Origin of the sequence: Bulleidia extructa W1219 (assembly GCF_000177375.1) — a bacterium.
Classification (GTDB): Bacteria; Bacillota_I; Bacilli_A; order Erysipelotrichales; family Erysipelotrichaceae; genus Bulleidia; species Bulleidia extructa.
The window spans coordinates 22,463-36,833 of sequence record NZ_ADFR01000003.1 but is presented as its reverse complement, the minus strand read 5'-3'; the positions used below and the strand labels follow the sequence as shown (position 1 = coordinate 36,833).

Below are 14,371 nucleotides of genomic sequence, written 5' to 3'. Positions count from 1 at the left end.
TTTTTTCTCCTTAAGCTGAACAGCTTTCACAATCTTCCGGATCTAAGGCTTTACTACGAGTATAGTAAATGGTCTTAACTCCACAATCATAAGCAAGCGTTAATAATTTAAGTAATTGTGACATCTTATACTCGTTGGTGATCCAAAGATTAAAACTTTGGGACTGATCGATATGCCGTTGGCGAATTCCATTAGCTCTAATGGAATAGTTTTGATCGATCGTATGAGCACTTTTGTAATACCAATAAGTTTCCAGACTTAACTCTGGAGCTGTTCTTGGTAACATCGTCCCCTTCTTTTCTTCCATAAAGAAACGATTTAAGACAGGATCTAAACCGGCAGTTGTTCCAATCAAAATGGAAGTTGAACTTGTCGGGGCAATGGCCATCACATAAGCATTACGCATACCCCCTTTTTGAATATCCTTTTGTAGCTTTAACCAACGTTCACTTTCATATTTTCTCAAACGGAAATAGTCCCCATTTTCCCAATCACTGCCTTTAAATAAAGAATAGCTCCCTCTTTCTTTCGCCAATTCGTGAGAAGCTCGAATTGTCATATAAGCAATGTCTTCAAAAACACGGTCAACAAATTGTAAGTGTTCTTCACTTTCCCATTGAATCCGGTTTTTCGCTAACATGTGATGATAACCCGAAACTCCCAAGCCAATCGCTCTGTAATTTTGATTAGTGATTTTTGCGTTAACTAGAGGATAGAAATTCAAATCAATCACATTATCTAAAGCCCGTACCGCTGTACTGGTCACTCTTTCAAGGTCAGCTATATCATTTACATTGATATTTCCTAAACACAAAGACGCTAGATTGCAAACCACAAAGTCACCCGGTTTTTGAGTTTGTACAATCACCGTTTCGCCATCCCTTGTTTCAATAGTTCGACTTTCAATACAAGCTTCACTCATATTTTGAGCAATCTCGGTACACAAATTGGAGCAGTAGATTATACCGGCATGCTTATTCGGATTGGCACGATTCACCGCATCCCGATAGAACGCAAATGGTGTTCCGGTTTCCACGATTGATTTTAAGATCAACCGAACCACTTCTTTGATGGACATCACTCGTTTAGAGATACGATGATCTTGTATGCACTCTTCATATTTTCTTTCCCACTCTTCACCATAAGAATCTTCCAGATGATAACCTTTAACCACAAAAATGTCATGTGGATCCATAAAATACCAATCCTGATTGATATCTTCTTTTACTTTTTTCCAGAATAAATCCGGATAACAGATCGCCGGGAAAACATCATGTGCCTTCATCCGATCATCTCCATTATTAGTACGAAGTTGAAGAAATTCAGGTAAGTCTTTGTGCCAAACATCCAGATAAACAGCCACAGCTCCTTGGCGAACCCCTAATTGATCCACCGCTACAGCCGTATCGTTAATAACCCGAATCCAACGAATGACACCTCCTGAGGCCCCTTCAAAACCACGAATCATACCACCTCTGGATCTAACTTTTCCAAGATACATTCCCATTCCTCCACCAAACTTGGAAACATCCGCAAAATTCGCAATGGATTGATAAATACCATCCAGACTATCCGGAACAGTGTCGATAAAGCAACTGCTTAATTGATGATATGGTTTACGGGCATTACTAAGAGTCGGTGTGGCCATCGTCACTTCATGCCGAGCTAACATATCGTAAAATTTCTTCACCCATTCCATACGATACTTCTTTTCTTTCAAAGCCAAATGCAACGCAATTCCTAGGTACATTTCTTGCGGCGATTCTAAAATCACGTGTTGACGAGAATGAATCAAATAGCGGTTGGCTAATAAATCCAATCCGGCATAAGTAAAGCGATAATCATGACTAAAATCAATGAAGTGATAAGCTTCTTCAATTTCTTCCTGATGGTATCCTTTCAAAATATAGTCTCCATATAACCCTTCTTGAGTCAAGTACTGTAATTTCTCATAAAAAGAATGGATACCTAAGCTATCTTCTGCTTGTTTTAGCTTTAAAGACAACTGAAAAGCCAACAGCCGACCAGCCACCTTTTCCCAAGTCGGCTCTTCTTTAGATGTTAACTCTGCAGCTGAACGAACCAACAATGAAAGGCGATCCTCTTGACCGGTGATGGTGTTTTCATAACGCTCTTTTAACCGTTTCAAAGATAAATTAGGATACGTTTTTTGTAAGGATAAAAGATGTTCCTCCAATCCCTCTATCGCCATCAACTCCAATAACTCATTTCTTTCTTGGCGTTGGATTGTACGGACTTGTCGGTATAAAATATATTTTTTTGCGACTTCAAAATAGCCTTTTTCCATTAAAGATTGTTCAACTTTATCTTGAATGAATTCCACATCCAACTTTTCTCGGTTTATAATCTTTTGTTCCAATAAATCCAAAATAGAAGCTAAGTCTTCTTCTGAAATATCTGCTTGTAAAGACGCAAAAGACTTACGAATAGCCATTTGTATCTTTGTACTATCAAAAGGCACTTGTTGCCCATTGCGTTTAGTAATATATCTATCGTTCATAAGGTCCTCTTTCTTTACAGAGGATACCAAAAAATAAACCTCATTCCCAATCAAATGCCCAGTGAACCATTTTGCTTTTTGATACAAAAAACGTATGATATAAACAAGAAAGGTTTTCTATGAAGACACACTATAAAGATCCCTTGACTTTAACCAAAATGACTGCCTATTTACAAGAAACCAAAAAAGTAGTTTATATTCAAATCCCCGAAAAACAAGCTCAACAATACCTATACGAATATTCTTATGTCAATCTGATTACCCCTTTTAAACATCGTTTTAAAACAAATGGTGTTTATCGTCAAACGGATTTTAAAGAATACTTAGATGCTTATCTAGAAGAAAGAAATCAATATCCCCGTTTATATCAAAACATCATGTCTTTGGAATGTTATTTAAAGTCTATTCTTTCTTATGAAATTTTAAATGCTTATCATTTGAATAGTTCTTCCCAGTTTCAAGAATTAGCCGACACCCTACATTTCAACGCCCAACATACACCATATACCGATTCCATTAAATTTCATATGTATAAAATCATTGATAAAATGAAAGAAGAAATTCAAAATTACCGAAGCCCTTATTTTCTTTTAGGTCAGTTAACTTTACATGAATGTTTATCCCTTCTCTATTCTCTAGACTCTCACCTAAAAAATCGGTGTCGTCAAGAATTTCTCAAACGCCAACATTTTATCCAAGAATCTGATGATCAACCATTTTATAAGAAACTGGATATGATTATCCAGATTCGAAATTGTATCTGTCATAATGATAGTCTGGAAAATTTAATTCGTTATCAACAAGAATTTAAAGGAATTCTCCGTTCAGAAGAAGAACAAGATGAATTTTCAAAATTAATAGATTATTTATTGAAAAAATGACTTAAAAAGTGCCATCAAATTAAAAAATCCCCATTTTACTGGGGGTTTTTAAACTTTTATGCCGCTTGGCAGAATTGAACTGCCCGTTCATCCTTACCATGGATGCGTATTACCACTATACTAAAGCGGCGCGCCTTTATATCTTAAACAAAGACACCTCAATTGTAAAGACTAGAGGACTTGTTTCAACAAAGAATTTACCTTAGAAACAGGAAATCCCATAATGGCATAGTAATCTCCATCAATCTTATCAATGTACCGAGCCGCCCAACCTTGAATGGCATACGCTCCTGCTTTATCTTTCCACTCACTACCTCGAAGATAAACTTCCAAATCTTCCTTTGGGATTGGTAGAAAATACACATCACTGACTGAAATATCACTTAAAATCCTATTTCCTTCTCGAACCACAATAGATGTATAAACCTGATGAATGGAATCACTCAACTCTTCTATCATTTTTCTTGCCTCTTTGACACCTTTTGGTTTACCGAAAACAAAATCATTTTTAAGTACAATGGTATCACTGGCAATAATCACTGCTTCAGGTTTTTCTAAAAAAATAGCTTGTGCTTTTTCTTTGGCAATGTTCAAACTATTTTCTTTCGCTGTTAACAAAGGATTCCAATCTTCTCTCGTATGAGAAGCCATAACAGAAAAAGGTAATCCGAGAGTTTCCATCAATTCTTTTCTTCTGGGACTTTTTGAAGCCAATATAATTTCTTTCATAGAAGCGTTCTTCTTTCTATTTTTATAAATGCTATAATAGGGATACTATAAGTATACAACAGGAGACAACTATGAATCATCAAAAACCAACACTTGTCATATTAGCTGCAGGACTGGGTAGTCGCTATGGTGGTATGAAACAAATAGATGGCGTTGGCTCTCATGGCGAACCCATCATTGAATTTTCAATTTATGATGCCAAAGAAGCAGGATTTGAACAGGTGGTCTTAATTATCCAGCGTCAACATGAAGCTCTTTTCAAAAAAGCTTTGACCGATCGTGTTTCCCAAAAAATGAAGGTTCAATTTGCCTTCCAAGATATCTATGACATTCCTGGAGATCCCATTGATCGTAGTAAACCATGGGGAACGGTACAAGCCTTATTATCGTGTAAAGATATTGTGAAAGGTTCTTTCGCTATTATCAATGCCGATGATTATTATGGTAAAGATGCTTATCAAAAAATCTATCAATTTTTGAGTACCAAAGTAAATGAAAATCGTTACGCCATGATTGGTTATCACCTCCATGAAACCATTACCGAAAATGGTTCAGTTACAAGAGGCATTTGTGAAGTTGATGAAAAAAATCACCTACAACAAATCACTGAGATCAAAGAAATCTACTTGAAAGACAAACAAATCTACGCTAAAAAAGAACTTCAAGATGTACCATTAGACCATGATTGCCTTGTATCTATGAATTTCTGGGGATTCCACCCTTCCATTTACGAAAAGCTGACCCCTCTTTGGGAAAAATTCGTAGCTAAAGCCAGAATAGACAATCCGACAAAAGCGGAATACGTCATCCCGACGGCGATTGGCCAGTTGCTTCAAAACAAACAAATCCAAGTGGATATTTTAGATACTCATGATACCTGGTTTGGTGTCACTTATCCGGAAGATAAACCAACTGTTGTTAAAAAGATTGCAGAATTAAAGAAAAAGGGCTCCTATCCCGATGTTCTCTGGGAAGAAACCCATTAAGCAAACCATTCTTTATTCTATGATAAAAGTCTCCTCTCTTAAAATGGTATAAAGCTGATACCACCAAGAAAAGAGACTTTTTTATGTTAGACTCACCACCTTCTATCATAGATCTTCACAATCATGAGACGAACCATGACCAAAATCATTTTCATTCAAGTTTCTATTCTATTTTCACTTCTATGAGGCCTTGTCCCTTCTATGGAACCATATCCACAAGAAGCTTAACAATGACATACCAAGAAAAACCATATACGATTCAACTTTTGAACCATCCGCTGTATTTGGTGTTTGAATTCTCTTGGTCTTTTTTATATTTTTATCCTTGGGCATGTTCTTACTGTAGACAAATTCCAACCGATTTATTTGATCAGACGAGGATAATGTTAGGTTTTTAGAAGTATAATCCGCTGTATAATTGGCAATCTTCTTGGCATACACAGTTAATACAGAGTATAAATTACTTGTCCCTATATCCGATTCAGAAAGTACTTTTCCGTTTTTATCCACATATCTTATGATCCATTTAGCACGAGCACGACCTTTCCACTTGGCATAAATCGTCATATCTTTATCAATCTTTTCATTCACATCAAACGGCTTAGTAAATTCTGCATCTTTATACCATCCATCAAACCAATAACCATCCCTTGATGGAATAGTAGGAATTTCCTTATGAATACTTGAATTCATTGGAATTGTCACTGAAGAAGGTAGCTTTGAAGTAGCTCCATTACTTTTAATAGTAACTTTGATGCGAGGCTCTTCCCATTTGGCATATACAAACCGATTTTGTGTTCCCATAGTAGACTTTAAATTCAGTTCGCTTCCTTTTTGGAAGGTAGAGGTTGTATACCAACCGCCAAACACATAATGACGTGGCACCGATGCGGGCTTTATAGGATGATCAAGACTATTCTTTGCATAAGATAGTGGAGCTCCATAAAATAATGAAACCGGTCGATTATCCGCATTCACAAACTTTAATTGAAATGATTTTCGACTTAGATAAAAATGAATATAGCTGACACCATCCCCATCATAGTCATTGACCGGTTTTTTATTTCTTAAAACATAAATACGTTGACCCGATTGATATTGCACTAAATTAGGGTTGGAAGAACTTACATCTGTGGTAAACTCATTTTCACTATTTGTCCAATAGTAAAGAGGATGAAAATAGCTCGAACTTTCTGGGAAATAGTAATAAAAATTACTTTCGTCCGTCACTAATCCTTGCTTTTTTGTGCGAATGTCTTTTGTCCATGTGCCATCCGTATTTTGATAATGTACGACTGCATAAACCTTGATATCTTTATTGGTTGATTCTAATTCTCTTGCATGATATTCCGTATGATAATCATCTGTCATATAGTATTCTTGCTTACCAAACGTACTAGGCGTATCCGTCTGTCTTCCTGGATCCGTTTTTGATGTCCATTTATATTTGGGATTAAGTGAAAAAATACCGGTTGTTGAATGGCCATAAATCGCTTGATACTTTTCTCTATGATCCTCTTTCTTGGTAGATAAATTATAATAAACCAATGTAATGGTCATCACCGGTCGATCATAATATACGTTGACAACCGTCGTTCCATCTAGACGAACTGTCTTTCTGGCGTTTTCCGCTTCTGTTTTACGTCTATTATATTTTCTATATGTACTTTCATATAGCGTACCATTATAAACAACGTCGGTATTAATATCCTGTGTTTTGGTTTCGGTGGCATACAAAGAATAGTTTTTTTCTGCATCACTATATGATAATTGATCAGATGATTTTTGGTACCAATAATTAATCACATACGTTGATTTCATAGGAACATTATAGCGAGCATATACTGTCAAATCGCCTGCTTGTTGTATGCCGGGGTTCCATACCTTCCAATTTCCTTTAGCATCTCTATATTCCCAATAACGAAACGTTTTGCCAGGAATACGAGGTTGAGCAGGAGTGGATTGTTTTGTTCCATATAAGAAAGTTTCATAGAAGTCTTGAGATGAATCACCCGTTTTAAAGTAGGTTGTAAATTTTCTTCTGGCATAATAAACAGATACCGTAATATCCCCACTCGGTGCAATAGTAACCTGTTCTGGAATCAGTGCTTGAAAACCTTCATAAGATCGATTCGCCATAGCCTTAGTTCGGTTTCCTACCCTACCGGTTAGTGTTTCATAATACGCCAAAGATTCATCACGATAGGTTCCATCCACACTTTGTCTAATATGTCTAACCCGATAGCTTCTTACCTTAGGAGCTCTTTGTGTGGTGACCGGTTCTTGAGCATATACCGATGTTGGTGCAATAGACAAAATAATGGTCATCACCATAAACATTGATAACAATACATTGAATCTTTTCCGAATTCCTCTCATCTTCATTTCCTCCTTCTTATCGCTTTATTTTCAATTATGGGTTTTTATATAACAGTACAAATAACAATGTCGTCTATACCCCAATAAAATCTCTCTTTGCTAATGATATCAATTCTAGCAAAACGCAAAAAGGTTAGAATCTATTCACCAATTTTAGTCCTCCTCTCTTCATCCTTGTCAATTTCCTTTTCTTGCTTCAAGACTTTTTCATATTGTACAAAATAAACTATGCCGTTGTAAACTTGCCTATCACTTACCAAGTCAATATTTTACGAAGTCTAATGGAACTACTCTAAATAAAAAAGAAGATAATTCCATATCTTCCTCCTTTTAAATACCAAAATAACTAACGATTTTTAGCATTTTTTCTGTCACCAATTATACTTTAAAATCATTCCCTCTTTCCACTTGTACATTTGATAACACTTTCTTTCCATCTTTCTTGGTCAAAAGGTGTAGAATGATTTCTTGCCCTCGATGGTGCTCGGATGAGGATGGCTCTTCTAAAAGACAAACTTTAAAATCATTACCTATCATTGCTTCCAAACGAGCCCACAGCTCTTCTGTTGCCCTATTCTCCAAGGAAAAATAAATACGCACATCATCAATATGGTGGAAATCTCGATACTCATCTAAATATTTCAATTCTCTGGTCCACTTTAAAGAAGCACAATCTTGGTTATTTTGAATCTGGAGAATCTTTTCAAAATAATGATTTTCTAAATCGAAATTATCCAATATTTCAATATCCACTTCTAAAATCTCATCACTTTCATAACAAACACTCGGCACTTCATTTTCTTCATAGAAAGACTCATTATCTTTAGATAAAGATATCACCTCAAAACAAAATCCATCCTCATGATCCACATACCCATAAACCATAACCGATTGAATATCCTGATATTGATCATAATCCGCTAATTGTGGACGGATGGAGTCTGTCACCGGTAAAACACAAAGTTTATTTTTAAAAGGTCGAAACCCCACTTGTTGATATTTCATACGATTACCCTCTTCCCGTGTATAAGAAAATGAGACTGTTATCTTCCAACTTTTGTGGAATAAAAGTCACTCGATTAGATTGATGAATCCCGATAGCTTGATCCGGTTCCGACAATAAAGTGCCGACAAAAGTATCTCCTTTGACTCCTTCAATACGAATCCAAGCACATTCTACTTGTAAACCCGCTTGAGCAAAATACACAAAAATATCATCCACAAAAAATAAATCCCGGTAATTATCTAATACTTTTTTCGTTCTGGTCCAAGCAATATCCTCAGTAACATCATATTGGCATAACACGGATAACTTATGTTGATAACGTTGTGCCAATTGATTATTTTCTATGATTTCAATTTCTTCTTTTTGAATACGTTGTGCTCTTAAGAAATAGCGGTTTTCTTCATCACTATCAAAGAATTTGTAGCCATCTTTCACTTTTTTAGTAGCACAAATCACTTCAAAGGTAAACCCGGAGGCATGGTCAATATACCCATAACAAAGCAACCGATCCGCTTGCTCAATATTTGGATAATGTTTCAGCCCCTCTAAATAAACCGTTCGCATCGGAATGAGGCAAAAGCGATGATCAAACGGTCTAAATCCTACCTCGCAATACTTCATAATTTCACTTCCTTTTAATGATGACGACTTGCCTTTTCTTCAAGTTTATCTTATCATCGCTATTCTATTCACACCCTAACAAAAAGGGGAGAAAAATTGTATAAAAAAACACAAGTCAGTTTATACTTGTGCTTTTCTTTCTATTCTAACACTTTAGAAACCATTGGAACCACTTGTTTCTTACGGGAAATAATTCCCGCCGCAAAGCAACTTTCTTGACTTCCTAAAAAGGCTTTCAATGTCTCCTCTTTTTTTGGACCAACAGCCATGATATAAGACCCGAGTCCCAAAGGATCCGTGAATAAGAATAAAATCAAATCAAATTTTTGTTGACTCATGATATTTTTGACATATGGTTCAAAGCGATCTTTGACAGATTCAAATTCTTCGATTGTTCGACATGGTTGTTGCCCAATGCCCACTTTAAAATCTCCAAAACGAAATTCTTTAAAATCATCGTACATAATCGCTACATTTTCCTTAGAAGTCAAATCCGAGGTCGCATTCATCATTTCTTGATACAACTCTAAAGCGGTTATCCCAGCCAGTTTCTCTAACTCTTGAACTGCCACCTCATCTTCTTTCGTTGTTGTAGGTGATTTCAAGCACATCGTATCATTGATCACTCCACCCAACAGTAGACCTGCCATGTTCCTACTAATCTTCACATGCTCATCTTTGTAGAAATAATAAATGATTGTCGCTGTACTGCCAATAATTCGACAAGTAATGCGAATTGGTTCAGGTGAGATAAACCCGGCAATACGATGATGATCCACAATCTCAATCACACGTGCTAAATGAATATCATCTACCGCTTGAGTTTTTTCATTATGATCCACTAAAATCAATTCTTTCTTATGATAATTGAATAAATGGTAACGAGAAATCGCTGCCACCACTTTTCCTTTCTGATCCAAGACTGGATAAGTACGGAAACGTGTCTTCGCCATCTTTTTGCTGACTTCCTCTACTCCTTCGCTTTCTTTAAAGCACATGACTTCCTTTTGAGCAATGGTCGAAACCGATGGAACTTGATAAATCAAACGACTCACTTCTAAAACTGTTTTATGACAATGAAGAATGGACGTGTTGTGCTTCTTAGCTAATTCTAATGTCACATCATCTAACCAATCTTCTCCACAAACCACCAATAAGGAGGCACCCGATTCAATCGCAAATCGCTGTGATTCGGGAGTATTTCGAACAATCACAATAGCCTCTTTCAATTCCTTAGCGTTGTCACTTAATGACGGCTGTACAAAGACTTTTCCATTCGTTTTAAAATCAGAAGTTTGATGAAAATAGTGCCCTTTCAACACATGTAGGACATGCTCTAAACGGATCGTTGAAACCAATTGTTCCAATTCATTCGCCGGTTTTAACCAAACGCGGCTTAAATCAGACATAGATACGACCCCTTTTAACTGCCCCTTTTCATCCACGATGAATAAACCCTTATTCTTTCTAGCTAAAACATACTCCAGTGCATCGTGAATAACGGTATCTCCTGAGATACACAAAGCCTCATCTTTATCAATTTCTGCTAATGTGCAACTTCCTTTCAATAATAAAGGTGGTGCTTCGAAATGGTATTTCTTCAATAAAAACTGTGTTTCAGCAGGGGGACATCCTTGAGCTCTGGCAACAGCATGAACACCCAACTTCTGTTTTAAATGGGCATAGGCAATCGCCGCTACAATCGAATCACAATCCGGATTCTTATGTCCAACCACATAAATTTCCTTATCTTTCATAATTTCATTATGGAGAACAGCCGTTAGACCGTCCTAACAATTTTCCCTCATTTTCTTGTAAAAAAAAGGATGATTCAACATCACCCCTGTTAACTTACTTTACTAAAGCAGCACCCAATTGGCGACAAGCTTCTAGCCCTTCTTCATCTGGAGTCAGATTAGCGATCACTCCTTCTTGAATAAGATTAGCTCCATCTGCTACCACACGATCTTGCCACTCACGCATCCAGCTACCATCGCCCCAATCATACGATCCAAATAAACCGATGGTTTTACCCGATAATTGACCTTCTACTTCTTGGAACATCGGTTCAAATGTACCTTCTTCCAAGTTTTCAGCCCCGTAAGCTGAGCAACCAAAAGCGATCGTATCGTAATTCGCTACATCACCAGCCGTGAAATCACCGGCTTCAATCAATTCCACTTCACCACCGGCACTTTGCCCTCCGGCAACAACAGCCTCTGCCATCATTTGACAATTTCCAGTAGCACTATAATAAACAACTGCTAATTTAGCCATACTATATTTTCCTCCTAGTTCATATCTACACATTAACAAGCCTATCAGTTAGTGTCAATGAACAAGCATTCATTTTGGTTCAAATAACACAACTTTTCCACATTCTCTCGTTTTCTTCAAATCAATCAAACGTTGATTTTCCGAACCTCGAAACTTTAATTGAATATTTTTCTTTTGCCACATAAACGGTCCATCTACCAAGACATCTAACAAATCCAACATTTCATCGGTATGCGGACCATATCGTCTTCCTCCAGGTACAAGATCACGATCATAAACAAAACCGGTATAAGACCAATAATTCTTATCAGGATAGCGTTTTTTAGCTTCTTTTAACAATTCCACAAGCTCTTTTTGATTTTCCAGTTCAAACGGTTCACCTCCTAATAATGTCAAACCTTCAATATACGGTCTGTCCATGGCTTCCAAAACATAATTCTTAGTTTCTTCCGTATATTCTTGACCATAACAAAAATTCCATGTTTGAACATTAAAACAACCTTTGCAACGGTTGGTACATCCTGATACAAAAATAGAAACACGCACCCCCGGTCCATCTGCAATATCGTATTTTTTGATATTACCGTAATACATGCTAACCCTCCTTTAGAAAAAACGATTGTTTGACCAATCGTTTTTATAAGTGCAAAACACGTTCCTTAATTTCTTGTGTACGTCCTTGGTTCCAAAATTGAGTACCAATATATCCACAAGTACGACGAGCCACGTTCATCTTATTTTGGTCACGATTACCACAACTTGGACATTCCCAAACCAATTTACCACCATCTTCTTCCACAATTTTAATTTCCCCAGAATAACCACATTCTTGGCAATAATCTGATTTTGTGTTCAATTCAGCATACGTGATGGTTTCATAAATATGATTCATCAAAGCCAATACGGCATCAATGTTATTTTGAAGATTTGGAACTTCCACATAGGAAATGGCGCCACCTGGAGATAAAGCTTGGAAGCTAGCTTCTAAACTCAACTTATCAAACGCATTGATTTCTTCTTGAACATGCACGTGATAAGAGTTGGTGATGTAGTTATGATCCGTCACTCCCTCAATAATTCCAAAACGCTCTTGTAGACATTTCGCAAATTTATATGTGGTGCTTTCCATCGGTGTTCCATAAACCGAAAAATCAATATTCGTTTCTTTCTTCCATTTTTCACAAGCATCATTTAAATATTGCATCACACGCAAGCCGAATTCTTTTCCTCTTTCAGAAGTAATGGTTTCTCCTGTCATATATTTGACACATTCGTTTAGACCACCATAGCCTAATGAAATGGTGGAATAACCATCAAATAACAATCGATCAATCACCTCACCTTTTTCCAGACGAGCAATTGCTCCATATTGCCACAAAATAGGAGCTACATCCGATGGCGTTCCCAATAAACGACGATGACGAATCATCAAGGCTTTATAGCACAATTCCAGACGATCATCAAACACCTTCCAGAATCTTTCTTCTGTTTGACTTGAAGAACAAGCAATATCCACTAAGTTAATGGTAACCACTCCTTGATTGAATCGACCATAATATTTATGTTCTGAACGATAGCTTTCAGCCTTTGCCAGATTACCTTTACCAGCATCCGTAAAACGATCAGCTGTTAAAAAGCTACGACAGCCCATACAAGGATATACATCCCCTTTTAGTTGTTTCATAATCTTAGCGGAAATATAATCCGGAACCATTCTCTTAGCCGTACATTGAGCCGCTAATTTCGTCAAATAATAATATTTGGAATTCGGATTCATATTATCTTCATCTAAAGCATAAATAAGTTTCGGGAAAGCCGGTGTGATCCACACTCCATTTTCATTCTTAACGCCTTGCATGCGTTGTTTCAACATTTCCTCAATAATCAAAGCCAAGTCTTGACGAATCTGTCCATCTTCAACTTCATCTAAATACATGAAGACTGTCACAAATGGCGCTTGCCCATTGGTAGTCATTAAGGTAATGATTTGGTATTGAATGGTTTGTACACCCGTTTTAATTTCTTTACGTACACGAAGTTCAGCTAATTTTTGAATTTCTTCTTCACTGCATTCTACACCCGCCTCTTTCATTTCTTTGCGTACACTTTCTTGATGTTTTTCACGAGAAATTTGTACAAAAGGAGCCAAGTGAGATAAAGTGATCGTTTGCCCACCATATTGATTAGAAGCCACTTGAGCGATGATTTGGGTAGCAATATTACAAGCTGTCGCAAAACTATGAGGCTTTTCAATCAAAGTACCTGAAATGACCGTTCCATTTTGCAGCATATCCTCTAAATTCACTAAGCAACAATTGTACATAGGTTGAGCAAAGTAGTCCGAGTCGTGAAAATGAATGATCCCTTTTTCGTGCGCTTCCCAGATTTCTTGTGGCAAAAGAAAGCGCTTGGTAATATCTTTGGAAACTTCACCGGCCATGTAATCACGTTGAGTACTGTTTACTGTTGGATTCTTATTGGAATTTTCCTGTTTAGCTTCTTCATTATTTCTCTCTAATAAAGAAAGAATCTTCTTATCGGTCGTATTCGCCTTACGCACCAAAGCTCTTTCATAACGATAAGTAATATAGTTATGTGCCACTTGATACACTTTCGCTTCCATCAAAGCATTCTCTACCATATCTTGAATTTCTTCAACCGATACAGAACGATTTAATGCTTTACATTTCGCTACTACACCTTCACTGATTTGTTGAATAACTTCTTCACCGGCTTGATGATGAACCTCTGTGGCTTCATTCGCTTTTTGAACGGCTTTTTTAATTTTATTGGCATCAAATAAAACTTCTTCTCCACTTCTCTTGATTACTTTCATATGATTTCCCTTTCCGTTTTTGAAAATTAGTTGCGTACGCAACTAATTGAGACTGTGAAGTTATCATACAACCAAAAAATCAGAATTTCAATCAAAATAACTCATGAAAATCATTACATTTTTTGTGATGAAAAG

General features: G+C 36.8%; 11 protein-coding genes and 1 tRNA gene. 2 read left to right on the top strand and 10 right to left on the bottom strand.

What is annotated here, in order from left to right:
* Nucleotides 1–10 precede the first annotated feature (10 nt).
* Complete coding sequence (locus HMPREF9013_RS02650) at nucleotides 11–2,521, bottom strand: ribonucleoside-diphosphate reductase subunit alpha (protein ID WP_006626830.1); 2,511 nt, start codon at nucleotides 2,519–2,521, stop codon at nucleotides 11–13.
* 119 nt (nucleotides 2,522–2,640) lie between these two features.
* On the opposite strand from HMPREF9013_RS02650, the gene HMPREF9013_RS02645 reads away from it, so the two are divergent.
* Nucleotides 2,641–3,402 carry an Abi family protein gene (locus HMPREF9013_RS02645; RefSeq protein WP_006626829.1) on the top strand — a complete coding sequence of 254 codons (762 nt, stop codon included), beginning with the start codon at nucleotides 2,641–2,643 and terminating at the stop codon, nucleotides 3,400–3,402.
* 59 nt (nucleotides 3,403–3,461) lie between these two features.
* Here HMPREF9013_RS02645 and HMPREF9013_RS02640 read toward each other — a convergent pair.
* Both HMPREF9013_RS02640 and HMPREF9013_RS02635 read right to left on the bottom strand, forming a co-directional pair.
* Nucleotides 3,462–3,532 (bottom strand) — tRNA-Thr (locus tag HMPREF9013_RS02640).
* A gap of 41 nt (nucleotides 3,533–3,573) precedes the next feature.
* Nucleotides 3,574–4,131: a Maf family protein gene (locus HMPREF9013_RS02635; protein WP_006626828.1), complete on the bottom strand. Its 558-nt coding sequence runs from the start codon at nucleotides 4,129–4,131 to the stop codon at nucleotides 3,574–3,576.
* 71 nt (nucleotides 4,132–4,202) lie between these two features.
* Here HMPREF9013_RS02635 and HMPREF9013_RS02630 point away from each other — a divergent pair, with 71 nt between their 5' ends.
* A complete protein-coding gene (locus HMPREF9013_RS02630; protein ID WP_006626827.1) occupies nucleotides 4,203–5,117 on the top strand; it encodes a nucleotidyltransferase family protein in 915 nt (304 codons plus the stop codon).
* Between the two features lie 180 nt (nucleotides 5,118–5,297).
* Here the strand turns inward: HMPREF9013_RS02630 and HMPREF9013_RS02625 are convergent, their stop codons facing one another.
* The 7 genes from HMPREF9013_RS02625 to nrdD form a co-directional block, all read right to left on the bottom strand.
* Entirely contained in the window at nucleotides 5,298–7,496 is a 2,199-nt protein-coding gene (locus HMPREF9013_RS02625; RefSeq protein ID WP_006626826.1) for an InlB B-repeat-containing protein, read from the bottom strand.
* Nucleotides 7,497–7,874: 378 nt separating this feature from the next.
* A complete protein-coding gene (locus HMPREF9013_RS02620; RefSeq protein ID WP_006626825.1) occupies nucleotides 7,875–8,501 on the bottom strand; it encodes a hypothetical protein in 627 nt (208 codons plus the stop codon).
* 4 nt (nucleotides 8,502–8,505) lie between these two features.
* Nucleotides 8,506–9,123 (bottom strand): hypothetical protein, encoded by a 618-nt coding sequence (locus HMPREF9013_RS02615; protein WP_006626824.1) that lies wholly within the window; start codon nucleotides 9,121–9,123, stop codon nucleotides 8,506–8,508.
* A gap of 140 nt (nucleotides 9,124–9,263) precedes the next feature.
* Nucleotides 9,264–10,880 (bottom strand): putative manganese-dependent inorganic diphosphatase, encoded by a 1,617-nt coding sequence (locus tag HMPREF9013_RS02610; protein WP_006626823.1) that lies wholly within the window; start codon nucleotides 10,878–10,880, stop codon nucleotides 9,264–9,266.
* A 94-nt stretch (nucleotides 10,881–10,974) separates the two neighbouring features.
* A complete protein-coding gene (locus HMPREF9013_RS02605; protein ID WP_006626822.1) occupies nucleotides 10,975–11,400 on the bottom strand; it encodes a flavodoxin in 426 nt (141 codons plus the stop codon).
* 69 nt (nucleotides 11,401–11,469) lie between these two features.
* Entirely contained in the window at nucleotides 11,470–11,994 is a 525-nt protein-coding gene (nrdG, locus tag HMPREF9013_RS02600; RefSeq protein ID WP_006626821.1) for an anaerobic ribonucleoside-triphosphate reductase activating protein, read from the bottom strand.
* Between the two features lie 43 nt (nucleotides 11,995–12,037).
* Complete coding sequence (gene nrdD, locus HMPREF9013_RS02595; RefSeq protein ID WP_006626820.1) at nucleotides 12,038–14,236, bottom strand: anaerobic ribonucleoside-triphosphate reductase; 2,199 nt, start codon at nucleotides 14,234–14,236, stop codon at nucleotides 12,038–12,040.
* Nucleotides 14,237–14,371 lie beyond the last annotated feature (135 nt).